The organism is Brevundimonas sp. KH_060 (assembly GCF_057838275.1).
Genome location: NZ_CM174463.1, coordinates 1164524 through 1186784, shown reverse-complemented (window position 1 = coordinate 1186784; position 22261 = coordinate 1164524). Strand labels below are relative to the sequence as shown.

Here is a 22261-nt window from a genome sequence, read left to right as displayed (position 1 = left end):
ACTAAACCTTGGCGGGAGCGCCGGCGCGCAAGCCGCGCTCCCCCAGGGCCACCGTGACCACGCCCGCCAGGGCGATCGCCACGCCGGTCAGAATCTGCGGCGTCAGCACATCGCCCATGAACAGCCCGCCGATCATGATCGACACCAGAGGCGAGCCCAGCAGATAGGGCGTCACCCGCCCGGCCTCGCGCCGCTGCACCAGCCAGAACATCAGGCTGGTCGCGAACACGGACGAAATCACCCCCGCCCAGACCAGCGTGCCCCACACCAGCGGCGTCGCCGCCTTGGCCGCCTCCCACTGCCCCGTCTCGAACAGGGCCGAGCCGAGGGTTAGGGCCGGAAACGCCATCAGCGCCAGCAGGCCCTGCATCTTCAGCGGCGGGATCGAGGTCGTGCGCCGCGCGATCACCGTCGTCAGCGCCCAGGCCGAGGCGCCAAGCGCCCCCACCAGGATGGCCTTCCAGTCCTGCAGGGCATGGGGGTCCAGCGTCATCCAGGCCACGCCCAGGAAGGCGATCACCAGGCCGACTGTCCCCATCCGTGAAATCCGCTCGCCCAGCAGCAGGAAGGCGAACAGCGACGTCAGCGGAATCCAAAGCTGGGTCGCCACCGTCACCGGGCTGACGTCATTGGCCAGCCAAAAGGCCAGGTAGATCAGACCGTAGTGGATCGGCCCGCCCACCACGGCGATGATCAGCAGGCTCTTCCAGTTTGGGAACGGCGGCCGCACGAACCAGACTAGGCAAGCGGCGGCGATGGCGAAACGCAGCGCCCCCGTCATCAGCGGCGGCAACACCTCTGTCGCGACCTTGGCGGCGGCGTTATTCACCCCCCAGATGACCAGAACGGCCACGATGGCGGCGATCTCGAGCGGCGTCAGCGCGTGCGGTGCGGAGGAAGAGGAGGAACTGGACACGCCTCCATGCTTGCCACAGGGCGCGACGATTGGCCTCTCACGAAGCATGACCGCAGGTTACCCTGCACAACCGCCCGCCCTGTCGGCTATAGAGGCCGCCATGAAGACCCCTGCCCTGCTGTCCGCCCTCGCCGTCCTGTCCGCCTGCATAGCCGCAGCGCCCGCAACCGCGGAGCCGACAGTCGTGGTCTCGCCCCAGCCCCTGCCGATCGACGCCTCACGGCCCCGCGTCTTTCTGGGCGGCAGCATCGACATGGGCGGCGCGCCCGACTGGCAGGCGGCGCTGACGCAAGCTCTGGGCGACATGGACGTCACGGTCTTGAATCCGCGCCGTCCCGACTGGAACCCCGCCTGGCGGCCCGAGGCGGACGAGCCGGAGTTCCGCCGCCAGGTCGAGTGGGAGCTGGCCGCGCTGGAAAACGCCGACGTCATCGTCATGTATTTCGCGCCAGGCACGCAAAGCCCGATCAGCCTGCTGGAAATGGGCCTGCACGCGCGCGGCGGAAAGCTGATCGTGCTGGCCCCCGAAGGCTTCTGGCGCAAGGGCAACGTCGACATCACCGCCCGCGCCTATGGCGTGCGTCAGGTGCAGACCATGGACGAACTGACCGCCGCCGTCCGTCAGGCCCTGACCGAAGCCGCCGAGAAGGGCCGCTTCGCGCGTTGATCCTTCATTGAAAAAGGCCGCGCCCCCAGCAGAGGCGCGGCCTTCATGTTCCGCTGAACGAACCTTAGAACGGAATGTCGTCGTTCAGGTCGTAGCTTTCCTTCGGACCCGAGGGCTTGTTGGCGCCGCCGGTCGAGAAGCCCGAGGAATAGTCGTCGTCGCGACCGCCGCCATAGCCGCCGCGATCACCGCCGCCGCCCTGGCTGTCGCTACGGCCGCCCAGCATGGTCAGCTGGCCGTTGAAACGCTGGATGACGATCTCGGTCGAATACTTTTCGACGCCCTGCTGATCGGTCCACTTGCGGGTCTGCAGCGAGCCTTCGACGTAAACGGTCGAACCCTTCTTCAGATAGCTCTCGGCCACCTTGACGATGTTGTCGTTGAAGATGACGACCGAGTGCCACTCGGTCTTTTCCTTACGCTCGCCCGTGGCCTTGTCGCGCCAGGTTTCCGAGGTGGCGATACGCAGGTTGGCGACGCGATCGCCGTTGTTCAGCGAGCGGATTTCCGGGTCGCGACCCAGGTTGCCGACCAGAATGACCTTGTTGACGCTGCCCGCCATGACCGATGTCCTTTATTCGTCTTGTCGTCCGTTCCTTAACCGAAACGGACGCGATGTTCTAGTTTCGTTCGCCCGCGCGAAGGCGGATTAGTTGGGCGCCACGGCGACCGGGCGGCCGTCGATCTGGCGCTGGATGGCGCCGGGAATGGCCAGACGGCCGTCGCCGGTCCGCGCCAGGGCGAAGAACCGTGCGCCATCCAGGCTCTTGCTGAATTTGACGCCTGCGCGATCGATGAAGATGAACTGCCCCTGATAGGCGCCGACCATCTCATTGTTGCTGCCGCCTAGGCTCAGAAACTTCAGGCGCATCTCTTCCAGTCGCGCGGCGCAGAACTCGATCTGCGGCTGATCGCGCGCCACCACGTTAAAGCGCGGCGCCTCGCTGGCCAGTTCGCCGACGTGATAGCAGACGCCCTTGTCGGTCGGCGCCTTGAGCTGAGGCGTGCCGCAAGCCGCCAAGGCGGTCGAGCCGAGCACGACGGCCAATCCAGAAGTCAGAACACGCACCTTCGTCACAGCTCCGGGAACTGACAGTTGCGGTCCTGCTGGGCCAGGGTGCGGAAGCGGTTGTTGTCGCTGGACTGCTCGACGCGGCGCGGCACCAGACGCAGGGTGGTGTCGCCCCAGCGCCCGTACTGGGCGTCGCCCGGCCGCACGCAGGTTCCAGCGTAGAGGGCCTGAACGCAGGCGCCCAGGCTCATATTGCCCGACACCTGCCGCCATTCCGAACCCGTGTGGCGCAGACAGGCCGTGCCCGATGCGGCGGTCGCAGGACGCGCGGCGTCGGCGGCGCTGGGCTGACCGACAGGCGCGGCGTCGGCCATCGCCACGGCGGGAACCTCGGGCGGGGGCGCGAAGGAGGCCGTCGGCGCCGCGACCAGGGAGCCAGTCGAATCCAGGCCGACGTCCAGGGCGCTGGTGGCCACGCCGTTCTTCTGGGCGCAGTCGGCCAGGGTGGCCAGGCCGACGAACTGTCCGTCGACGAAGCAACGCAGCTCGCGCGTCGGCTCCAGGGTCGGGGCCTCGGCGACGTCGATGGTCAGCCCCCCCTTGGACGCCGGCGGCGCCTCGACAGGTCCGTCGCGCCCGCCGCTGAACACCAGGGCGGCCGCCACCGCGCCGACGACGGCCAGGCCGGCGCCGACGATCAGGACCGTGCGATTGTCTTTGGAAAGGGCCATGCAGCTCTCAACGCTAACGAAGGCCCCACTAACCCCGTCCGCCCCACGGCCGTCAACCGAAAGCGCCGTTCATCCCGGCTTAGCCTGTGAGTCGCGCCAGTGCGGCCTGATAGTTGGCCAGCTGCGCCTGCAGATAGGCCGGCGCCTGCCCCGTGACCGGCGGCTTGGACGCTTCGGGCGACAGGGCGCGATAGGCGTCGCGCATGGCCTTGATCGCCAGTTGCACCTGATCCTTGGACTTGGCGATGGCTTCAGCGCTGGACAGGTTGAGCAGCGGCGACAGGTCGACGCCGAAGGTCTTCTTCTTGTCGTCCGCCGACTTGCCGATGAATCCGGGCGTCAGGCCCAGCCCCGCCAGGGCGTCGCGCCCCCCTTCACCGGGGATCAGCACGGCCCCCGCCCGCCCATCGGCGCTGGTGATCGACAGGCGCTGGACACCGCCGCTGGTCACACGCGTGTCGCCGTCCATGCCCGTCAGATAGTCCCGGTCCGTCTTGATCGTGACCTTGAGATGGCGGCCCGAGGCCAGTTCGATCTTGCGCGCCAGGGACTGCAGCGTGTCCTTGGCCTCGATGGTTACAGCGGTCTGCCGCCCGGTCGTCGGGTTCTGCACATAGAAGCGATCGCCGGCGCGAACGGCGGTGGCGTCCACCAGGGCCTTGGAATCGCTCTGGTCGATCTCGCCTTGCGGCAGCCCCAAGCGATCCAGAACGCTGGCGCCGCCGGACGAAACCGTCAGAGCCAGCGGCTTGGCCTGCCCCTCGGCCGCCGTCCAGGTCTGGCTCCATTCCACCTGACCGGTCTGAGCGTCCAGCCGCGCCAGATAACCGCGCGTGGCGTCCTCTTTCTTGGCGCCGATTGGGCGGTCCGAAACGCCAGTCAGCCAGACCTTGCCGTCATGCACCTTGACGTCAGCGGCCGTGTCGTCGCCCTCGCCGCCGTAATAGGTCAGCCGATCCGCGCCCGAAGCGACCAGATCCGTGGACAGCGTGGCGACGAAGGCGTCCTGGCCTCCCGCGTGCGCGTTGGCGGCCTGACCCGCGTTCAGAGCGCCGTTGCCGGTCGCGCCCGACACGATCAGCCGCCCGTCCGCCACCGCCAGACCGGCGATCTCGCCGCCCGAGGACGCGCCCAGATCGCGCACGCTCAGCAGTTCAGGCGCGCCCGTCGGACCGACGCGGAAATGGCGCAGCACGAAGGCGCCGTTCTCGACCCCCGCCGTATAAAGGTTGTCGCCATCGACGGTCATGGCCTGCACGTTGTCGTCGCCCGCCGTGCCGAACTGGGCGGCGCCCGTCGCTGTCGCCTTGATCGGCGCCAGGCTGTGGATCTGGCTTTCGCTGAAGGCCTGAACGTAGCCGTCCCAGCCGCCCACGGCCGAGGTTCCCGGCATGGCTGACTTGGCCCGGCCCGCCACATAGACCCGGCCGTCAGCGCCGAATGAGACGGCCGTCGCCTCGTCCTCGGCCCTGGCGCCGCGCCTCTGGGTCCACTGCTCGCGGCCCTCGGCGTCGAAGACGGTGACGAAGCTGTCCGCCGTCGTGGCCGAGGCTCCCGCTTCACCCGGAACCAGGGCGCCGACCACCGAGCCGGCCACCGCCACCCGTCCGTCCGCATCCACGGCGATGGCGTAGCCGCTGGCTTTGGAGGCCGCGCCCAGAGCCCGGCTGACCACCACATTGCCCGCCGAATCCAGCTTCATCAGGACGACGTCGGCCTGTCCCTTGATCGGTTGCGTCGAGGAACCGGCGTTAACGTCGGCCACGATCCACATGGAGCCGTCCGGCCCTGCGGCGCTGGCGCGCACCGTCTCAACGCCGTCCGGCAGGTTGGAGACGCCGCTACGTCCCTCGACCCAGAAACTCTCGCCGCCCGCTCCGGCGACCGGATTGCCGTCGGGATCGAACTTCAGCACCTCATGAGCGCCCTTGGTTCCGACGCCCTGCACCACTTGGATCGAATCGCGCGCCACGGCGGGAACGAAGCTGATCGTCTCCACCGAGGTTCCGCCGACCGTCAGTCCCCAGCGCGTCGGCCCGGCCGGCAGGGTGATGGTCTTGTCGCCAGCCTTCACGGTCCGCGGCTCGGCCTCAATCATCTGGCGGTGGATGCGGGTCTGCACGCCCGCCGCTTCCAGCTTGCCGTTGATGTGCTCCAGCACCGCATCCATCGTGCGCGGCGTCGTCCCCATCTCGGCCAGGTCGATATTGACGGTCTGGGTTCCCGCCATGGTCTTCACCGTGACGCCGAAGCGCACGTCGCCCTGGAAGGCGGCGACCGGGTCGGTCAGGGCGCCGTCATGGATCGGGCCGGTCAGATATTTCGAGTTGTCGCGCGCGACGGCCGCCGTGGACTGGCTCTGCGAGGCCGAGACGCCCTGTACGATGCGAACGCCGTCGAACTGGGCCGAAGCCAGGAAGTCCGTCATCTCGGCCACGCCCGAGGCGAAACGGCGCGACAACTGGTCCGCCTCCAGCCTGCCCACGCCGCGCTCGCCCGCCCGCGTCGTCAGGGCTTCCAGCATGGTGAGCCCCTGATACATGGCGAAAATCTTGCGATAGTCGCCAGACGAGGCGCCTTTGACGTCAAGGACCGCATTCTCTTCGTTGACGAGTTTGCGTCCGCTCAGCGCCGCGCGCAGCAGGTCCGATTGGCTCGGCTTTTCCTTGGGCGTCAGCGTCCAGGGCGCAGTCGGCTGCGTCTTGGGCTTTGGCGCAGGCGCGGCCGAAGGCAGGCCGCCGAGACCCGTCCCCGTGCCGAAAAGACCGAGCAGATAGCTGTTGTTGATCGCCGCCACGCAAACCTCCGCCCGTCAGCATCGCCCACTGCGGTAACGAACTGTTTAACCGTCGCCAGGAACCGGCGTCCGACGGCGTCGTTTTCGCCTCGCCACAGCCGAGGTGAGACCACCCATGTCACGCGTGCGCTGGATATTGTTGAGGCTGATGAGCCTCTATGGCCTGATCCCCCGACCGACCCGCCGTCGGCCGCCTCCCCTGTCGCTAGGACACGGCGCGCACCGGCGGCTGGGCTAGGGCCGCGATCAGCCCTTGAACAGCGACAGGATGATCTGCGGCGCCTGGTTGGCGATCGACAGCGCCTGAGCGCCCAGTTGCTGCTGAACCTGCAGAGCCTGCAGGCGCGCGCTTTCACGGGCCATGTCCGCATCGACCAGATTGCCGACGCCGACCTCCAACGAGTCCATCAGCTTGGTGACGAACAGGGTGTGCTTCTCGATCTGCTTGGACTGAGCGCCCAGTTCGGCGAGCCTGGAGTTGGCCGTCGCAAGCGCGGTCTCGACCGCGGCCAGCACCTCTGTCGCATTCGCTTCCGTCAGCAGGCTGGGCGCAGCCGTTCCGGGCACCGCCGCCACGTCGTCCGCATTACCCGCAATGCCATCCGGACCAGCGTTGCCGGGGGTGCCGCCGAAAACATCATTCAGCCCGAGCCCCTCCAGCGTCATGTCCTGACGGTTCATGGTGATCGTCTCAGACGCATCCGCATTGGCCAGGAAGTTCAGGGGCGTCAGCGGGTTCGGCGTAGGCGTCACGCCGGGGACCTTGCCGTTCAGAATGTTCTCGCCGTCGAAGGCGGCGTTGTCCGCGAACGACTGTAGCGACTTCAGCAGCGACTGGAACTCGTCGTTGTAGGCCTTGCGGGTCGCGTCGGAGGCCGACGGATCAGCCGCCGCCGTGGCCTTCTGACGCAGCTCCACCAGGATGTCGGAAATCTGCTGACCGGCCGCCAGGGCGACATCGGCGATGGAAGTGGCGCGGTTCAGGCTGGTCTTGACCGATTCCAGCGCATTCATGTCGGCGCGCTGGTTCTGGGCGACAGCCCAGGTCGCGGCGTTGTCGCGCGCGCCCTGCACCTTCAGGCCCGTATTCACTCGGCTCTGGGTCGCCGCCAGCTTGGAGTTGGTGGCGTTCAGGTTCTGAAGCGCGACAAGCGCCGACGCATTGGTGATTACGCTGTTGCTCATGGCTGTTCTCGCCTCAGTCCGATTCTGGCGAGCATTAGTGACGCTGATTCCTGAGCGTATGGTTAACGCCGTCGCAACGCCTGTTAACGCCGCCCGGCCATGCCGAGGGGCGCTGCAGTCCTGGACGCGAAGCTCAAGCCTCGGTCTTGATGATCTTCCCGACGTCGTAGGCTGGGCTTTGGCGCAGTTTCAGCACTTCCTCGCGGGGAAACTGGCGGATCACCTCGCCCGTCACGCGGTCCAGGGTCTTGTAGACATAGCCCGTCGCCTCACGTTCGATCGTCAGTCGGTAACGGCCGGCGTCATCGGCGGCGTCTTGCTGCGCCTGAACGGCAGGCCTCGGCTCGATCGCTAGGCCCTGCGGCTCGCGATCAAGGTAGGTTACGCTGGATACTCCTGCGACATTGTCAGCCATATCCCTCTGCGCGGACCTGCCGCGCCTCCCGTCTCAACGACGCGAGAAAGGGGCGAACCCAGCGGCTCGCCCCTTCCCTAACCGCGTCGGATTAGCGGAACAGGCCCAGCAGGATCGAGCTGGACTGGTTCGCGATCGACAGCGCCTGCACGCCCAGCTGCTGCTTGGTCTGCAGAGCCGTCAGGCGAGCGCTTTCCTTGGCCAGGTCGGCGTCCACCAGGTTGCCGATGCCGACTTCCAGCGAGTCCTGCATCTTGCTGACGAAGGTCAACTGACGATCCATGGACTTGGACTTGGTGCCCAGGTCGCCCAGCACGGCGGTGAAGGCCGTGATGGCGCCCTCGACCGCAGCGGTCGTGGCGGTGGCCACGGTCGCTGCGCCGCCTGCGGTGGCGACGGCGGTGTCCGCTGCGGCGATCGCCTTCACGGTGAAGGTGTCGGCCGCGCCGGTGCCGGTGCGGACATCCACAGCCGCCGCGTTGGCCTTGAACAGGTTCACGCCGTCGAAGCTCGCGCCGCCCAGGGCCTTGGTGATTTCATTGCCCAGGGCGTTGAAGTCGGCCAGGTAAGCCGTTTGAGCTGCGCCGGTCGACGAAGCAATGGCGACCGCCAGACCCTTCTGTTCTTCCAGAGCCTTGGTGACGATCTCGCCGGCGGCCAGGGCCACGTCGACGATCGACTGACCGCGCTGGATCGACTGCTTCACCGAGTCCAGAGCGCCCATTTCGGCGCGCTGCGACGTGGCGATGGCGAAGATGGCGCCGTTGTCCTTGGCCGTGGAGACCTTCAGGCCGGTGTTGACGCGGTTCTGCGTGACGTTGAGGTCGCGGTTCGTCGCGTTCAGGTTTTGCAGGGCGATGAGAGCGCCCGCATTGGTGTTGATGCTGTTAGCCATTTTGGCTGTCCTTTGTCTTCAGACGATGGCCGACGCCGTTTTGGCGTCGGTGAGCATTCTGCTCGGTAGCGAGAGGTGGTCAGGCGGCGGCCTCAACCGCCGCCTTCAGCGTTAGCGGAACAGGCCCAGCAGGATCGAGCTGGACTGGTTCGCGATCGACAGCGCCTGCACGCCCAGCTGCTGCTTGGTCTGCAGAGCCGTCAGGCGGGCGCTTTCCTTGGCCAGGTCGGCGTCGACCAGGTTGCCGATGCCGACTTCCAGCGAGTCCTGCATCTTGCTGACGAAGGTCAGCTGACGCTCCATCGACTTCGACTGGGTGCCCAGCTTGCCGAGTTCGGCGGTGAAGCCGCTGATGGCCGTGTTCACCGCAGTGATGGCGGCCTGAGCGGCCGTGGCGTCGGCCGGCGCCGTCAGCGTAGCCGTAGTGGCGACGGTGATCGCCGCGCCCGTGCCGATGTTCTGGGTCGCGCCCGAGGTGCTGGTCAGAACCGACTGCTGGGTCGTGTTGGAGAACAGGTTCACGCCGTCGAAGGTCGCGCCGGCCAGAGCCTTGGTGATTTCACCGCCCAGGGCGTTGTAGTCGGCCAGGTAAGCCGTCTGGGCAGCGCCGCTCGACGAAGCGATGGCGACCGCCAGGCTCTTCTGTTCTTCCAGGGCCTTGGTGATGGTTTCGCCGGCGGCCAGGGCCACGTCGACGATCGACTGACCGCGCTGGATCGACTGCTTCACCGAGTCCAGAGCGCCCATTTCGGCGCGCTGTGCGGTGGCGATGGCGAAGATCGCGCCGTTGTCCTTGGCCGTAGAGACCTTCAGACCCGTGTTCACGCGGTTTTGCGCGACGTTCAGGTCACGATTCGTCGCGTTCAGGTTTTGCAGGGCGATGAGAGCGCCAGCATTGGTGTTGATGCTGTTAGCCATTTTGGCTGTCCTTTGTCTTCAGACGATGTCCGACGCCATTTTGGCTGTCGGGAGCTTTCTGCTCGGCCGCTCACGCCGCAAGGAACGGGCCAGACGCCGACGACCCCGCATGGAGCGTACAGCATTGATTTTTCAACATTAGCGCTTGAAGAGCACGCCGCCGAACCCGGCAATATTTGCCGGTCAGGCCGTCAACTCGGCGCTTTTTGCCTAGTCGCCCGGCAATATCGGCCCAGCCGCACCTCGTCCCTGCGCCCAGGCATCTATCAAGTCGCGTTCAGCCCTCAGCGTCTCAACCGCCAGGCGCCGGGCAGCGTCGCACGCCGTCACCTGCGCGCCGCGCCGTACATAGGCCGCCTCCAGATCCGCCGCCGTCGGACGCTCGGGCAGCACGGCCAGTTCGCAAGGCTGCGTCGCCGCCTCAGCCAGGATCAACCGGGGCGGCGCAACCGGCGATAACGGGCGCAAGGCGGCACAACTCGCGGTCATGATCGCGCAGGCGCTGAGCACGATCAGGGTCCAGGGGCGTATCAGCATCATCAGCGGTCCTCGCTCGAATTTCAGCCGCGACAGTCGCCTGCGTCACGGCCTTGGCGTTGCGGTGAAAGGCGTCGAGACTCTCGACCTGGCGGCCGCGTGCGGCGGCCTCCAGACTGCGGGCGGACGCCTCGGCTTCCGCCCGGCTGAGGCGCTGCTGGATCGCCTCCATCCGGCGCGCCTGAAGGTGCAGAGGATCCCAGCGCAAACCCAGTCCCCGCCCGACGATCAGCAACAATACGCCGACCGCCAGCATCGTCGCCCACCAGCCGAACGGCGTCAGAACCCGCAGGAAGCGGCCCGTCATGGATAGGCCCTCCGATCCAGTTCGAAATGCGGTCCGTCACGCAGGCGCGGCCAGTCCCCGCCCCAGATCAGCGGCGCGCCCGTAGCCGCAGCCGCCGCCTTGAACGCCCCGGCGATGCGCGGATACAGCGGCCAGTCCCAGCGCACCTGACCGTCGACCCAGGCGGCCACGTCCACCGCATGGCCTGTCAGGTGACGCGAGTTCAACGTCCGACTGGCTCCGGTCCGCACCAGTTCCGCCTGACGCGCGGGCGTGCGCAACCCTTCCGTGATCATGAAGTCCACCGGCGTCAGGCGGATCGCCGCCTCGACCACGGCGACCAGATCGGGATGGACGCCCTTCAGCCGCTCGCGTGAGCGTTGCGACAGGTGAAAGCTCATGGCCGCCCTCCCGCACGCAACCGCGCCAGATTGACGATCTGCTGCGCGCTGGGCGCCACCAGATAGAGCAGCAGCATCAGGGCGATCAGCCCCATCAGCCCCTCGGCGATGCGCGGCAGGTCCGCCGCCGTCGCCCGCGTCACCGCCAGCCGCAACAGCAGCCACAGCGCCAGGCTGGCGGCATAGACATAGAGGCGCCGCCACAGCCAGCGGCCCTCGGCCAGTTCAGCGGATTGCGCCGCCGGTTGATGCTCAAAGGTCATTGCCCGTCCTCCGGGTCATGGGGCGCGGCCGAGCTTCGCCAGTCGCCGCCCAGATGGTCGAAACAGTCATCCGCCGAGAGGCGCTCGGGCGCAGCCCAGGCCTCTGCGTCCAACAGCGGGTCCAACTCGCCCAACGACAGGGCGTCCTCAGCGTCGATGATGCGATGCAGGCGTCGGATCATGGCGTTCACCCCACCGCCGTCAGCCAGACCACGCCGGCCGCGCCCGCGCCGCCCGCGCCCGCCGCCGTCACGCCGCCGCCGCCGCCGCCTCCGCCGCCGCCATGAAGGCCGCCGGGTCCGCCCGCATGGCCGGAGCCGGACGCCACCGCACCGCCGCCTGCGCCGCCTCCTCCAGCCCAGTGCAGGTCCGGCCAGGGCGCCGCCTGCCCCAGAGCCCCATCGGCCGCTCCTCCCGCCGCCTTCAAAAGCAGAAGAGCGCCGTCGCCGCCTGCGCCTCCGGCCTGCGCCGCATTGGCCGCGCTAAGGCCGCCGCCCGCGCCGCCTGCGCCAGGGCCATCGGGACGCGCCGTCGCCTGCCCGGCTTCACCCGCCGCCGAAATGGAAGAGGCTCCGCCTGCGTTGGAGGGCGGCAGGCCGCCGCCCTCGCCGCCGATCCCCGACGCCGCAGAGCCGCCGGCGCCGCCCCGTCCGCCCTCGCCGGTCAGCAGGATCTGGGCGCCGGTCTTCACCAAACTCGCCGCGCCCTGGCCGCCCGCCACGCCCGATACGGCGCCGCCTGCGCCGCCCGCGCCCACAGTGACGTCCAGCCCTCCCGACAGATTCACAGCCGGCCACCAGGTCGTCATGACGCCGCCTGCGCCGCCGCCGCCGCCGCCATACCGAGCCGTGCCGAAGGCTCCGGCCAGACCGGCGCCGCCGCCCCCGCCGCCGCCTACGCAGACCGCCTCGATCCAGCGCGCCCAGACCGGCGGCGTCCAACTGGCCGAGGTCGTCAGCACCGTCGTCTCGCGCCGCGTCGCGCCCTGTCCGAACCAGGCGCGGCCCGTGCTGCGGTCGATCCGCAGCGCCTCATGCCAGGCGCCGCCGTCGGGGCTGACCTTCAGCCGCAGATCGTCATCGCCGACCAGCCCCAGTTCGGCCCGTCCGCCCCAGCCGCTCTGGAACAGCAGGGACAGGACATCGCCCGCCGTCTGCTTGTTGAAGGTGAAGCGCAGATCGCCGTCGCCGCCGCTCTCGCTCTCCAGCGCGGTCCACAGCGCCTTGTTGGCGCGCACGGCGACGACATTCGTCGCATCCGCCGTCGTGTTCACGCCGAGGCGCGTGATCTGCTGAACCTCCTCCGGCGGGCCGAAGGACAGGGGCGTCCAGACGCCTGCGCGCCGGACCAGAATCTCCTCGCTGTCCAGCACCACGGCCAGCAGGCCGTCCGGCGCCGGGACAGAAATCCAGCCGCCCCGCTCATGCCGCAGCAGACTGCCTGCCGAATGCGCTGCCCAGTCCGCGCCCGTCGCCGCCTCCGGCAGGATGTAGAGCGCGCCCTCGGCCGGATCGGCGGGCTGCTGCGTCGTGGTGCGGCTGACCACCGCCGTCTGGATCAAGGCGTCCAGGCGGGTCAGGGCCTCGTTCAGGGTCACATGTTTCTGCAACTGCCCGGCCGCCAGATAAGGCAGGCCCAGCCGCGCGCTGGCGTCATCGCTCATGAGCGGTCTCCAAAGGTTGAGACCGCAGTCTGCTCAGGCGGCGAACCCCGGCGCGCCGATCCGCCCCGGCGTGCGTCAAAGCCGGGAATTTTCAGGGATTGGCTGCGCCAGGCGCGCTATCGCCTCACGCTCCGCCCGCGCATTCAGCCGCATGAGGCCACGCTCGACAGGTCTGGCGCCGACGCGCTAACCGACGCCTCCACACGTTTTCACCAAAGGTCGCAGCATGACCCTGACCCAGGCCCTGATGCGGCTGACCGCCCTGGCCCTGCTGGCGCCGCCCGGCCTGGTCGCCGTTTCGGCGCTCAGCCGCATCGGCCACCGCCTGCCCGACCTGCTGACCCAGTTCACCGCGCCCGCCCTGATCACGACCGTCGCGCTGTGCGGCCTCTTCCTGCTGCTCCGCCTGTGGGACATGGCGGCGCTGGGCGCAGGCGTGGCGGGGCTGCTGCTTCTAGCCGTCTGGCCGCAGTGGACGCCTGAGAAAGGCCGCGCCGCCGGACCGGAAACCCTGACCATCTATTCCGCCAATCTGTGGGCCCGAAATCAGGATGTGGCGGCCATCGCCCATTCCATCGAACAAGCCGACGCCGACGTGGTCATGCTGATCGAGCTGGGCGACGCCCCAGCCGCGCAGCTGGACACGATCCTGAGCGCCTATCCGCACCGCGTCAGCACCCCGCGCAAGGACCGGCCCAGCGGCGCCGCGCGCTCGGTGATCGCCTCCCGCCTGCCTCTACGCCGTGTGCGTGACGCCGATGGTCAGGGTCTGGCCGCCTTGGTCGCTCAGGCCGAAACGCCGCTGGGGCCGGTCAGCCTGATCGCCGTCCACATGACACGGCCCTGGCCCTTCCAGCATCCCTACGGCCAGATCAGCCAGGCGCAGCGCCTCGCCGGACTGCGCGCCGGGCTGGAGGGTCCGGTCGTCGTGGCGGGCGACTTCAACAGCGTCTCCAGTGGCCGCATCGGTCGTCAGATCAAGGCCGAGACAGGCCTGATCCCCGCCCCTGCCCGGCCCGGCACCTGGCCCTCGGCCCTGCCCGCCTTCCTCGGCATCACCATCGATCACGTCTGGCGCTCGCCCGATCTGGCGCTGGTCGAGCGACGGCTGGGCCAGAAGACGGGTTCGGACCACCGTCCGGTGATCGTGCGCATCAGCCGGGCCGCGTCATAAGGGCCTTCAGCCGCGCCTCATGCCCGTGGTCAGGGAAGTCGTCGGCGATCCAGCTCTCTTCAAAGGCCTTCAACAGCCGCCCCGTCTCAGGCCCCGGCGACAGGCCCTGCCGCGCCAGATCCTTGCCGCCGACCGGCAGCTTCGGCGGCGTCCAGTCCGCCGCCAGCATCAATAGACGCTGCACCGCCCCGACTTCTGCGCCCGATGCCCATGCACGATAGAGCCGATCCTCGACCGCCTGACGCCCGACGCGCCAGATGGCGGCGCGCGCCTGAGCCTCGCTCATTGTCGTGTCGATGCGTTCGGCGACAGCCTCGACCAGTCGGTCCCTCTGGGCGTTCGACAGCCGCAGCTTCAGCGCCGCCTCGCGCACGGCCCCAGCCTCATCCGGCAACAGCGCCGACAGACGCAACACCGGGTCCGGACTGATCCCGACCATCGCCTCGAACAGAGACAGGCTTTTGGGTTGCGGCATGACGCGGCCCAGCACGCCCGCACGATCCATCAGCCGCACCGCCGCGCGCGGATCGGGGGCGGCCAGCAGCTTGAGCAACTCCTTCGACACCCGTTCAGCCGACAGCCGTTCTACGCCCTCGGCCAAGGCGGCGCAGGCTGCGACCGCCGCCGCATCCGGCGCCCCGCGCCCGTACCAGGCGAAAAAGCGATAGAAACGCAGTATCCGCAGATAGTCCTCGCGAATCCGCTGTTCCGGCTCGCCGACGAAGACGATCCGCCCGGCCAGCGCGTCCTCATACCCCGCCCCCGTCGGGTCCAGGATCAGCCCTTCAGCGTCGGCGTAAAGGGCGTTCAGCCGGAAATCCCGCCGCGCCGCATCCTCGGCCCAGTCATCGGTGAAGGCGACCGTGGCGCGCCGTCCGTCGGTCGATACATCCCGGCGCAGGGTGGTGATCTCGAACGGCTGACGCTCCGATATGGCCGTCACCGTGCCGTGCTCCATGCCGGTCGGCACGCTCTTCAGGCCCGCCGCCTTCAGCGCTCTGACCACCGCCTCGGGCGTCAGGACAGTGGCGATGTCCACATCGTCGATCGGCGCGCCCAGCACCGCATTACGCACGCAGCCGCCGACAAAACGGGCGCAGTCCGCCCCGCCCGCCGCCGCCAGCGCGGCCATCACCGCCTGCGTCGCGCTGGCCGTCAGCCAATCCTGGCCCCCAAGCACGCGGCTCATTCCACATGCTCGGTCGCGTCGGCCTCTGCGGCCCGCAACGGCGCGGCTTCCTCGCCATAGAGCCGGTTGAACAGTCCCTTCAGAATGCCCGCCGTCGCCCCCCAGATGTAGCGCTCGCGATAGGGCATGGCCCAGAACCAGCGGCGCGGCCCGTTCTCCTGATCGTAATAGTCACGGCGATGGTTCACCGGGTCCATCAGGAAGTCCCACGGCGCCTCGAACAGCTCGGCCACCTCGGCGGGCGAGGCGGTGACGATCGGCGGCGTCGTCAGCCAGCCCACAACCGGCGTCACCAGAAAGCCCGTGCCCGTCTCATAGGGATCGCCCAGCCCCAGCGGCTCGACCACGGCGGGGTCCAGCGCGATCTCCTCCCACGCCTCGCGCAGAGCCGCGTCCAGCGCCGTCTCGCCCGGCTCGAGCCGCCCGCCCGCAAAGGCGATCTGCCCCGTATGACTGGCCAGACTGTCGGATCGGCGGGTCAGCAGGACGCTGGGCCCGTCCTCCCGCGCGATGATGGGGATCAGCACCGCCGCAGGCCTCAGCTTGACCTTCGGGCGGCTGAAATCGGGGTTCAGGTCATAGTCGGACCGCACCGCCACACGCTGCGGCGACCAGTCGGACACCGGGTCCAGACGCTGCTGCAGGCGCGCCTTCAAGCCGGAACAGGTCAAAGCCCCGCCCCTTCCGGTCCCAGCGGAAACGTCACCCCGCCCGACCGCACGGCCAGTCGCCCGTCCGTCTCCCGCGCTCGCTCGACCAGTTCATAGAAGACGGGCCGCGCGATCCGCGCCCACAGATCGCCTCGCACATGAACGCGCGGCGCAGGCTCGCCGGTCGTCGCGTCTGTTTCGACGACGATGGCGTGGTCAGGCCCGGCGACGGCCTCATCGCCCTGATCCGTGGTGAAGACCAGCGCCGCACCGTCTTGGCGCACAGCCACGGCGCGGAACGGCAGGTCCTCGACCGCGATCTTCAGCTTCTCGACCGGCGTGACCAGATGATAGCCGTCCGGGTCCTTCCTCAGCACCGTCGAGAACAGCCGCACCAGTTCTGCCCGACCGATGGGCGAGCCTTCATGCATCCACACGCCGTCGGCGCGGATCAGGATGTCGATCTCGCCGCAATGTTCCGGATGCCACAGATGCACGGGCGGCAGACCCCGCCCCGGCGCCTGACGCGCGGCCTCGGCCACGCTGGCCAGACCGGAGCCGGACGATGTCGGTGGGTTCGTCATATCCAAACTATGGGATGCGTCGCCCTGCAAAGGAAGGCCGCGCCCGGCTCAAGCGTCGGGTCGAACCGTCCCGACCGGCGCCGCTGCGGTGAAGGGCAGCCACATGACCCGGCGCTGATCCACCGGCCCCGGCAGCACGGCGTCCGGCGCAGGCACGAATCCGAAGCGCGAGAAATAGGGCGGATCGCCGACCAGCAGGATGCCGTCCAGCCCCCGCACCTTGGCCTCTTCGATGCAGGCGCGCACCAGTTCGCCGCCCAGTCCGGTGCTGCGGCTGGCCTTGTCCACGGCGATGGGCCCCAGAAAGACCGACTTCGCCTCGCCCGTCAGGATCGCCCACAGCCGCACCGAGCCGATCAGGCGGCCGTCTTCAAGCAGGCAGAACCCCGCCGCCAACGGCGCACGCTCGCGCAGACGCTCGGCGGTCTTGGCGAAGCGGCCGGGACCGAAAGCCGCGATGACCAGGGCGTCGATCGCCGCGGAATCCTTGGGCGTTTCACGCACAATTCCGCCCGCGAAATGCGGTTCGGCGGAGACGGCGGAGGCGGGCGCGGCGTTCATGCGCGGCCCCTAATCCCCCGCGCCCCTCGAATCAATCGCGATCTTCGGCGAAACGGCGGGAAATCAGCCCAGTTTGGAGAAGTCCGGCGCCCGCTTCTGGCTGAAGGCCATGAACGCCTCCATCGCCTCCGGGCTGCGCATCTGCGAGCCGAAAGCCTGGGCCTCGCGCTGCATGACCGCCCACAGCACCTCTGCGTTACGCATCAGGGCCTTGGTCTTGCGGATGGAGTTGGGCGCCCGCGCCGCCAGCTTGGTCGCCAGATCGGCAGCCGTCGCTTCGACCTGATCGGCCGGAACCGCGCGGTTGGCCAGGCCCCATGCCAGCGCTGTCCTGCCGTCGATCGCTTCGCCCAGGGCGAACAGCTCAAAGGCGCGCTGATGGCCGATATTGGCGCCCAGCAGCAGTGAAGACGCCGCCTCCGGCGCCAGCGCCAGGTTGACGAAGGGCACGGACAGCAGGGCGTCTTCAGCCACCACCACCATGTCGCAATGCAGCAGCAGCGTCAGGCCGATGCCTACCGCCCGGCCGCGCACCGCCGACACCGCAGGCTTGTCCAGATCGGCCAAGGCCTTCAGGAAACGGAATACCCCCATCTCGACCAGATCGCCCTCGGTTTGCCCCAAGGAGATGAAGTCGGCGATGTCGTTGCCCGCCGAGAAGGAATCCCCTTCGCTGCGGAACAGGATGACGCGCACGGCGTCGTCCGCTTTCGCCTTCTCGGTCGCGTCTGCCAGCGCCGTATACATGGCCTGGGTGATGGCGTTCTTCTTGTTCTCGCGGTCGAAGACGACCGTCAGGACGCCGCCGTCCAGTTGGGTCCGGATATGTTCGCTCATTGGCCTATCTCCAAAAGGCTCCACCAGTCGACGCCGTCCTCGTCCCGCGCGCGGCGGACCCGTCCCTGGCGTTCAAGATAATTCAGATGCGCCAGCGCCTCGCCGGTCGCCATGCCCAAAACGGCGTCGCCCACCGGGCGGGCGAACAGGGCGCCGAACACGTCGACGGCGCGACAAGGCGTCCGCAGCGTCTTCTCCAGCCGTTTCAGCGCCACCTCATGCCCGCGCATCAGCGCCCCCAGCCGCAGAGTCACGCCATAGAACGGCTCCCCGTGCGACGGCAGCACCAACAGGTCGCCCGGCAGCCGGTCCTTCAGCGCCGCCAGCGACCGCAGCCAGTCGCCCAGCGGATCCGCGTTCGGCTCCGTCGGCCAGATCGAGATGTTGGACGAAATGCGCGGCAGGATCTGATCGCCCGCGATGAAGACGTTATCCTTCTCGCGCCACAGACAGACATGTTCGGGGCTGTGCCCCTCTCCGACCACCACCCGCCAGCCATCGCCGCCGATGCTCAGCAACTCGCCGTCCTGCACCCTGCGGTAATCGCGCGGAAAATCCTGAACCATACGGCCGAAGCCGCCATAGCCGTCGCGCCAGCGCGCCACCTGCTCGTCCGACCAGCCCGCCGCGCGATAGAAGGCCTCAGCCCCCGCCGGCGGTCCCAGAGCCTCGTCGCCGATCAGCATCCGTCCCGTCACATACTCCGTCCGCGACATCAGCAGCGGCGCGTCGAACCGCGCGCACAGCCAGCCCGCCAGGCCGATGTGATCCGGGTGCATGTGGGTGCAGATCACGCGCGTGACCGGCCGCCCACCCAACACGCCCGCCAACGCCGTCGTCCAACCCTCACGCGAAACATCTGTCGCCAGTCCCGCGTCGACGACGGCCCAGCCCTCTGCGTCCTCGATGGCGTAGATGTTGATGTGATTCAGCGCCATCGGCAGCGGCAGACGCAGCCACAACACGCCGGGCGCGACCGCTATCGCTTCGCCGGCAGAAGGCACGCCCTCAAAGGGATAGGTCAGGCCGCGTTCCGTCCGGGAACTTGTCAGGGTGTCGCCGTCAGCCAAGTCCGTCTCCAATTGCAACCATCCTTTTAGATGGGCTTTGGGGCGGCGTCTATTCTTGACCCGGCCCGATCCCGCCGTCAGGGATAAACTCTCTGTTCAATTGGAGCGTCCCCGTGTCTCGCAATGCCCGCACCTTCGTCGCCCTGAGCGCGGCGGTCCTCATCTCCGGTCTCGCCACCCCGTCATTCGCCCAACGCACCTCGCAAAACCCTGACGGCCCTCAGGTGACTGAAAGCAGCGGAAGCCGCGCCTCGCGCGGCCGCCAACGCCAACCTCGCGCGCCTCAGCCGCCCAGCGCCGAGGAAATCCAGGCCGCCGCTCAGGGCGTGCTGACCGCCACCAACACCAACTGCCAGATCACCGTGTCTGTGCTGCTGGGCCAGTCGGCGAACAAGGAGTCGCTGTATGAAGTCGCCTGCGCGAGCGGACCCGGCTACCTGTTGCTGACCTCGACGCCGCCGCAAGCAACCGATTGCATGGTGCTGGCCTCGTCGGCGGAACAGGCGCGCGCCCGCGACCCCAACGCCGATGTCGGCTCGCAGTGCTCGCTGCCCGCCAACGACAACGCCATGGCTGTCTTCACCGCGTTCGCCAAGGAAGCCGGCCTGCCCTGCACCGTCGATCAGGGCGCCATCATCGGCGCCAAGCCTGGCGGCGCCATTGTCTATGAAATCGGTTGCACCGGCGTCGAAGGCGCCCAGATCAACAAGGCCGCCGCAGGTTGGGAAATCTCCTCCTGCATGGAGCTGGTCTCGGCCAACGCCTCGTGCCGCTTCACCACGCCGGCCGAACAAGTCGCCACGCTGAAGGGCTGGCTGACCGGCTCCGAAGCCGCCGCCTGCGACGTCAGCCAGGCCCGCTACATGGGCAAGAACGCCAACGGCTCCTTCTATGAAGCCGCCTGCAACGGCGCCGACGGCGTCATCGTCCGCTTCGATACGGCCAAGGCCGTGCAGCAGGTCTACCCTTGCGCTACCGCCCAGCAAGTCGGCGGCGGCTGCAAGCTGACGACCACGGCTCCGGCCGCTGCGCCGAACAGCTGATCCCGATTTCAGCCTGAGCTTTTAAGACGCCGCCGGATCGCTCCGGCGGCGTCTTTGTTTTGCGCGCCCCTCTTCCCGAACGAAGCGGCTCACCTTAGCCTTGCGTCCCATGCGCATCGCCACCTGGAACGTGAACTCGGTCAACGCCCGCCTGCCCACGGTGCTGGAGTGGATTCGGGCCGCCAATCCCGACATCGCCTGCTTCCAGGAGATCAAGTGCGTGGACGAGAAGTTCCCGCGCGAGGCCTTTGAAGACCTGGGTTACAACGTCGAGACCCACGGCCAGAAGAGCTACAACGGCGTCGCCCTGCTGTCGAAATACCCGATGTCGGACGTGCGGCGCGGCCTGCCCGGCGACGATACGGACGAACAGGCCCGCTATCTGGAGGCCCTGATCGAGGCGCCCCGCCCGATCCGCGTCGCCTCCATCTACCTGCCCAACGGCAACCCGCTGGGAACCGAGAAATTCGCCTACAAGCTGGCCTGGTTCCAACGGCTTCAGAACCATGCACGCGACCTGCTGGCGCTGGAAGAACCGCTGGCCCTGTGCGGCGACTACAACGTCATCCCCGAGGCCGAAGACGCCAAGAACCCCGCCGCCTGGGCCGAGGACGCCCTGTTCCAGCCGGAAAGCCGCGAGGCCTTCCGCGCGCTGAAGTGGCTGGGCCTGGCCGATTCCCACGAACTGGGCCGCGAACCGGCCGGAACCTTCACCTTCTGGGACTATCAGGCGGGCGCCTGGCAGCGGAACCACGGCATCCGCATCGACTTCGCCATGCTGTCGCCCCAGGCCGCCGACCGCTTCCGCGCCATCGAGACGCACCGCGAGGCCCGCGACATGGAAAAGCCCAGCGATCACGTCCCCGTCGTGGTCGATCTGGACCTGGAGGCCTGATCCATGGGCGAGACGTTCAGGGCCATTCTGCTGGTCGCCCTGATCGCCGCCTTCCTGACCACCGGCGTGTTGCTGTTTTCCTGGTGGATGGAGTCCGAGCGGCGACTGCGGCGAGCGATGAAGAAGGCGCTGGGCGCGCCGGCCGACACCCTGGCCCTGTCGGCCCATGAAGGCCGCGCGGCCGGTCTGGATCTGGAGGGCGGCCAGTTGGCGGTCCTGTGGAACCGCGGCGCGATGGGGCTGGTCTACGCCTTCGAGGAAGTGCTCGGCGCCGAGATCATCGTCGATGGGCATGTGATCGCCCGCGTCCTGCGCGGCCAGTTACGCAAGGAGATCGACCTGGACGCGCCCGACGCCGAACTGGTCGTGCTGCGCCTGATCTTCAGCGATCCGCACAATGCGGAATTCGAGCTGGCCCTGTGGAATGGATCGCGCACCGCCCCCGCCTCCGAGGCCGAAAAGACCAGCGGCGCCCGCTCTCCCGGCGAAGGTCTGCGGCTGGGGCGCCGCTGGTTGTCGCACGTCGAAGCCCTGATGCAACGCTGATCGCCCTTCACGGCTTGAGTCTGGGCGGCTAGAAGCCCCCGTTCCTGTTCCTCGCCTCTTTCTTCAGGAGCCCCCGTGGCCCGCCTCTTCGACGCCTACATCATCGCCAACTGGACCGCCGCCGAAGGCAAGAAGCTGGGCGAACAGACCCTGTGGATCGGCGTCGCCAAGCGCGACGTGCGCTTCCGCCTGTATGCCGAGACGCACAACGTCGCCACGCGCGCCGAAGGCGAGAAGCTGATCGCCGACTTGCTGGCGGAACACCGCAAGCGCGGCGACCGCGTGCTGGTGGGCTTCGACTTCGACTTCGGCTTCCCGGCCGGAACGGGTGCGCGCCTGAAACTGGACGGCCGCCCCTGGGACGCCATGGGCAAGTTCCTGGCCGCCAACATCGTCGACAAAGCCGACAACACCAACAACCGCTATCAGGTCGCGGCCAAGATGAACCGTCTGATGACGGACGAGCCCTGGCCGTTCTGGGGCGCGCCCGCCAGCCAGGCCCAGCGCTGGCTGACCACGACCAAGCCGCCGGAAGGCGCCGGCGCCGACATCCCCGAATTCCGCGCCACCGAACTGGCCGCGCGCAAGGACAAGCTGCCGCCCAAGAGCGTCTGGCAGATGCACGGCGCGGGCGCCATCGGCGGCCTGACCCTGGTCGGCGTGCCTATGCTGCGCCGCCTGCTGAACACGCTGGGCGCCTCGGCGGCCGTCTGGCCCTTCGGCACCGGCTGGCGTGAACTGACCGAGGCCGACATCGAGCCCCTGTCGGCCGTCGTCGTCGAAGTCTGGCCGCTGATGTTCGAAGCCAAGCGCGGCGTGAGCGCCGACGGCGTCAAGGAATACAAGACCCAAGCCCAGGTCCGCGCCGCCGCCGAAGCCTTCGCCCGCATGGACGACGCCGGCGACCTGCAGAAGGCGTTTGCACCGCCGGCCGGTGCGGACGAAGCCCTGATCGCCCAGGTGGAGGGCGAAGAAGGCTGGATCCTGGGGGTCTGATCTTTTCCTTCTCCCTCAAGGGGAGAAGGA

27 protein-coding genes are annotated in these 22261 nt (G+C 68.4%); 6 read left to right on the top strand and 21 right to left on the bottom strand.

Features of this window, described 5'->3' with window-relative positions; translation table 11 throughout:
* Position 1: 1 nt before the first annotated feature.
* A complete protein-coding gene (locus AC3IPP_RS05805) occupies positions 2-916 on the bottom strand; it encodes a DMT family transporter (protein WP_489150689.1) in 915 nt (304 codons plus the stop codon).
* Between the two features lie 100 nt (positions 917-1016).
* Between AC3IPP_RS05805 and AC3IPP_RS05800 the strand changes: the two genes are divergently transcribed.
* Positions 1017-1583, top strand: a complete 567-nt coding sequence (locus AC3IPP_RS05800; protein WP_489150688.1) for a nucleoside 2-deoxyribosyltransferase domain-containing protein — start codon at positions 1017-1019, stop codon at positions 1581-1583.
* 64 nt (positions 1584-1647) lie between these two features.
* Here AC3IPP_RS05800 and ssb read toward each other — a convergent pair whose 3' ends face one another.
* The 14 genes from ssb to AC3IPP_RS05730 all read right to left on the bottom strand — a co-directional run bounded on the left by ssb (position 1648) and on the right by AC3IPP_RS05730 (position 12686).
* The gene (gene ssb, locus AC3IPP_RS05795; protein ID WP_489150687.1) at positions 1648-2145 is read right to left on the bottom strand and encodes a single-stranded DNA-binding protein; all 498 of its coding nucleotides are present in this window, start codon (positions 2143-2145) and stop codon (positions 1648-1650) included.
* 87 nt (positions 2146-2232) lie between these two features.
* Complete coding sequence (locus AC3IPP_RS05790) at positions 2233-2661, bottom strand: hypothetical protein (protein WP_489150686.1); 429 nt, start codon at positions 2659-2661, stop codon at positions 2233-2235.
* Positions 2658-3326: a hypothetical protein gene (locus tag AC3IPP_RS05785; protein WP_489150685.1), complete on the bottom strand. Its 669-nt coding sequence runs from the start codon at positions 3324-3326 to the stop codon at positions 2658-2660. Before AC3IPP_RS05785 ends, AC3IPP_RS05790 begins: the two co-directional genes overlap by 4 nt.
* 79 nt (positions 3327-3405) lie before the next feature.
* Positions 3406-6123 (bottom strand): NHL repeat-containing protein, encoded by a 2718-nt coding sequence (locus tag AC3IPP_RS05780; protein WP_489150684.1) that lies wholly within the window; start codon positions 6121-6123, stop codon positions 3406-3408.
* A gap of 246 nt (positions 6124-6369) precedes the next feature.
* Entirely contained in the window at positions 6370-7308 is a 939-nt protein-coding gene (locus AC3IPP_RS05775; RefSeq protein WP_087140796.1) for a flagellin N-terminal helical domain-containing protein, read from the bottom strand.
* A 133-nt stretch (positions 7309-7441) separates the two neighbouring features.
* Positions 7442-7723, bottom strand: a complete 282-nt coding sequence (locus AC3IPP_RS05770) for a flagellar protein FlaG (protein WP_489150683.1) — start codon at positions 7721-7723, stop codon at positions 7442-7444.
* Positions 7724-7814: 91 nt separating this feature from the next.
* On the bottom strand, positions 7815-8618 hold the full coding sequence (locus tag AC3IPP_RS05765) for a flagellin (RefSeq protein ID WP_087140798.1): 804 nt from the start codon (positions 8616-8618) through the stop codon (positions 7815-7817).
* Between the two features lie 111 nt (positions 8619-8729).
* Positions 8730-9536 (bottom strand): flagellin, encoded by an 807-nt coding sequence (locus AC3IPP_RS05760; RefSeq protein ID WP_087140799.1) that lies wholly within the window; start codon positions 9534-9536, stop codon positions 8730-8732.
* Between the two features lie 210 nt (positions 9537-9746).
* Complete coding sequence (locus AC3IPP_RS05755) at positions 9747-9971, bottom strand: hypothetical protein (protein ID WP_256968185.1); 225 nt, start codon at positions 9969-9971, stop codon at positions 9747-9749.
* Positions 9958-10380 (bottom strand): hypothetical protein, encoded by a 423-nt coding sequence (locus AC3IPP_RS05750; RefSeq protein ID WP_489150682.1) that lies wholly within the window; start codon positions 10378-10380, stop codon positions 9958-9960. Before AC3IPP_RS05750 ends, AC3IPP_RS05755 begins: the two co-directional genes overlap by 14 nt.
* Positions 10377-10760 carry a M15 family metallopeptidase gene (locus tag AC3IPP_RS05745; RefSeq protein ID WP_489150681.1) on the bottom strand — a complete coding sequence of 128 codons (384 nt, stop codon included), beginning with the start codon at positions 10758-10760 and terminating at the stop codon, positions 10377-10379. The genes AC3IPP_RS05750 and AC3IPP_RS05745 overlap by 4 nt, the downstream gene beginning before the upstream one ends.
* Positions 10757-11023: a hypothetical protein gene (locus AC3IPP_RS05740; protein WP_489150680.1), complete on the bottom strand. Its 267-nt coding sequence runs from the start codon at positions 11021-11023 to the stop codon at positions 10757-10759. The genes AC3IPP_RS05745 and AC3IPP_RS05740 overlap by 4 nt, the downstream gene beginning before the upstream one ends.
* Positions 11020-11205, bottom strand: coding sequence for a hypothetical protein (locus tag AC3IPP_RS05735; protein ID WP_489150679.1), 186 nt, complete (start codon positions 11203-11205; stop codon positions 11020-11022). The genes AC3IPP_RS05740 and AC3IPP_RS05735 overlap by 4 nt, the downstream gene beginning before the upstream one ends.
* Positions 11206-11210: 5 nt before the next feature.
* A complete protein-coding gene (locus AC3IPP_RS05730; RefSeq protein WP_489150678.1) occupies positions 11211-12686 on the bottom strand; it encodes a DUF2793 domain-containing protein in 1476 nt (491 codons plus the stop codon).
* Positions 12687-12912: 226 nt separating this feature from the next.
* Here AC3IPP_RS05730 and AC3IPP_RS05725 point away from each other — a divergent pair, with 226 nt between their 5' ends.
* A complete protein-coding gene (locus tag AC3IPP_RS05725) occupies positions 12913-13860 on the top strand; it encodes an endonuclease/exonuclease/phosphatase family protein (RefSeq protein WP_489150677.1) in 948 nt (315 codons plus the stop codon).
* On the opposite strand, the gene AC3IPP_RS05720 is transcribed toward AC3IPP_RS05725, so the two are convergent.
* The 6 genes from AC3IPP_RS05720 to AC3IPP_RS05695 all read right to left on the bottom strand — a co-directional run bounded on the left by AC3IPP_RS05720 (position 13841) and on the right by AC3IPP_RS05695 (position 18751).
* The gene (locus AC3IPP_RS05720) at positions 13841-15049 is read right to left on the bottom strand and encodes a CCA tRNA nucleotidyltransferase (RefSeq protein ID WP_489150676.1); all 1209 of its coding nucleotides are present in this window, start codon (positions 15047-15049) and stop codon (positions 13841-13843) included. The two genes, AC3IPP_RS05725 and AC3IPP_RS05720, sit on opposite strands and share 20 nt — an antisense overlap.
* A complete protein-coding gene (locus AC3IPP_RS05715; protein ID WP_489150675.1) occupies positions 15046-15720 on the bottom strand; it encodes an NUDIX hydrolase in 675 nt (224 codons plus the stop codon). Before AC3IPP_RS05715 ends, AC3IPP_RS05720 begins: the two co-directional genes overlap by 4 nt.
* Positions 15717-16283, bottom strand: a complete 567-nt coding sequence (locus tag AC3IPP_RS05710) for a DUF1285 domain-containing protein (protein WP_489150674.1) — start codon at positions 16281-16283, stop codon at positions 15717-15719. Before AC3IPP_RS05710 ends, AC3IPP_RS05715 begins: the two co-directional genes overlap by 4 nt.
* Positions 16284-16331: 48 nt before the next feature.
* On the bottom strand, positions 16332-16844 hold the full coding sequence (locus AC3IPP_RS05705) for a GNAT family N-acetyltransferase (protein ID WP_489150673.1): 513 nt from the start codon (positions 16842-16844) through the stop codon (positions 16332-16334).
* A 63-nt stretch (positions 16845-16907) separates the two neighbouring features.
* The gene (locus tag AC3IPP_RS05700; RefSeq protein ID WP_489150672.1) at positions 16908-17681 is read right to left on the bottom strand and encodes an enoyl-CoA hydratase; all 774 of its coding nucleotides are present in this window, start codon (positions 17679-17681) and stop codon (positions 16908-16910) included.
* The gene (locus AC3IPP_RS05695; RefSeq protein ID WP_489150671.1) at positions 17678-18751 is read right to left on the bottom strand and encodes an MBL fold metallo-hydrolase; all 1074 of its coding nucleotides are present in this window, start codon (positions 18749-18751) and stop codon (positions 17678-17680) included. Before AC3IPP_RS05695 ends, AC3IPP_RS05700 begins: the two co-directional genes overlap by 4 nt.
* A gap of 113 nt (positions 18752-18864) precedes the next feature.
* On the opposite strand from AC3IPP_RS05695, the gene AC3IPP_RS05690 reads away from it, so the two are divergent.
* The 4 genes from AC3IPP_RS05690 (at position 18865) to AC3IPP_RS05675 (ending at position 22231) form a co-directional block, all read left to right on the top strand.
* Entirely contained in the window at positions 18865-19794 is a 930-nt protein-coding gene (locus tag AC3IPP_RS05690; protein WP_489150670.1) for a hypothetical protein, read from the top strand.
* Between the two features lie 109 nt (positions 19795-19903).
* The gene (xth, locus tag AC3IPP_RS05685; RefSeq protein WP_489150669.1) at positions 19904-20689 is read left to right on the top strand and encodes an exodeoxyribonuclease III; all 786 of its coding nucleotides are present in this window, start codon (positions 19904-19906) and stop codon (positions 20687-20689) included.
* A gap of 3 nt (positions 20690-20692) precedes the next feature.
* Positions 20693-21235 carry a hypothetical protein gene (locus AC3IPP_RS05680; protein WP_087140813.1) on the top strand — a complete coding sequence of 181 codons (543 nt, stop codon included), beginning with the start codon at positions 20693-20695 and terminating at the stop codon, positions 21233-21235.
* Positions 21236-21310: 75 nt separating this feature from the next.
* Positions 21311-22231 (top strand): cobalamin biosynthesis protein CbiG, encoded by a 921-nt coding sequence (locus AC3IPP_RS05675; protein WP_489150668.1) that lies wholly within the window; start codon positions 21311-21313, stop codon positions 22229-22231.
* Positions 22232-22261 lie beyond the last annotated feature (30 nt).

Bases quoted from the DNA above. Each gene is read 5' to 3' on its own strand.
- AC3IPP_RS05800 (WP_489150688.1), top strand. From the start codon at position 1,017: ATGAAGACCCCTGCCCTGCTGTCCGCCCTCGCCGTCCTGTCCGCCTGC.
- ssb (WP_489150687.1), bottom strand. From the start codon at position 2,145: ATGGCGGGCAGCGTCAACAAGGTCATTCTGGTCGGCAACCTGGGTCGC.
- AC3IPP_RS05785 (WP_489150685.1), bottom strand. From the start codon at position 3,326: ATGGCCCTTTCCAAAGACAATCGCACGGTCCTGATCGTCGGCGCCGGC.
- AC3IPP_RS05775 (WP_087140796.1), bottom strand. From the start codon at position 7,308: ATGAGCAACAGCGTAATCACCAATGCGTCGGCGCTTGTCGCGCTTCAG.
- AC3IPP_RS05770 (WP_489150683.1), bottom strand. From the start codon at position 7,723: ATGGCTGACAATGTCGCAGGAGTATCCAGCGTAACCTACCTTGATCGC.
- AC3IPP_RS05765 (WP_087140798.1), bottom strand. From the start codon at position 8,618: ATGGCTAACAGCATCAACACCAATGCGGGCGCTCTCATCGCCCTGCAA.
- AC3IPP_RS05760 (WP_087140799.1), bottom strand. From the start codon at position 9,536: ATGGCTAACAGCATCAACACCAATGCTGGCGCTCTCATCGCCCTGCAA.
- AC3IPP_RS05750 (WP_489150682.1), bottom strand. From the start codon at position 10,380: ATGACGGGCCGCTTCCTGCGGGTTCTGACGCCGTTCGGCTGGTGGGCG.
- AC3IPP_RS05745 (WP_489150681.1), bottom strand. From the start codon at position 10,760: ATGAGCTTTCACCTGTCGCAACGCTCACGCGAGCGGCTGAAGGGCGTC.
- AC3IPP_RS05740 (WP_489150680.1), bottom strand. From the start codon at position 11,023: ATGACCTTTGAGCATCAACCGGCGGCGCAATCCGCTGAACTGGCCGAG.
- AC3IPP_RS05735 (WP_489150679.1), bottom strand. From the start codon at position 11,205: ATGATCCGACGCCTGCATCGCATCATCGACGCTGAGGACGCCCTGTCG.
- AC3IPP_RS05730 (WP_489150678.1), bottom strand. From the start codon at position 12,686: ATGAGCGATGACGCCAGCGCGCGGCTGGGCCTGCCTTATCTGGCGGCC.
- AC3IPP_RS05725 (WP_489150677.1), top strand. From the start codon at position 12,913: ATGACCCTGACCCAGGCCCTGATGCGGCTGACCGCCCTGGCCCTGCTG.
- AC3IPP_RS05720 (WP_489150676.1), bottom strand. From the start codon at position 15,049: ATGAGCCGCGTGCTTGGGGGCCAGGATTGGCTGACGGCCAGCGCGACG.
- AC3IPP_RS05710 (WP_489150674.1), bottom strand. From the start codon at position 16,283: ATGACGAACCCACCGACATCGTCCGGCTCCGGTCTGGCCAGCGTGGCC.
- AC3IPP_RS05705 (WP_489150673.1), bottom strand. From the start codon at position 16,844: ATGAACGCCGCGCCCGCCTCCGCCGTCTCCGCCGAACCGCATTTCGCG.
- AC3IPP_RS05700 (WP_489150672.1), bottom strand. From the start codon at position 17,681: ATGAGCGAACATATCCGGACCCAACTGGACGGCGGCGTCCTGACGGTC.
- xth (WP_489150669.1), top strand. From the start codon at position 19,904: ATGCGCATCGCCACCTGGAACGTGAACTCGGTCAACGCCCGCCTGCCC.
- AC3IPP_RS05680 (WP_087140813.1), top strand. From the start codon at position 20,693: ATGGGCGAGACGTTCAGGGCCATTCTGCTGGTCGCCCTGATCGCCGCC.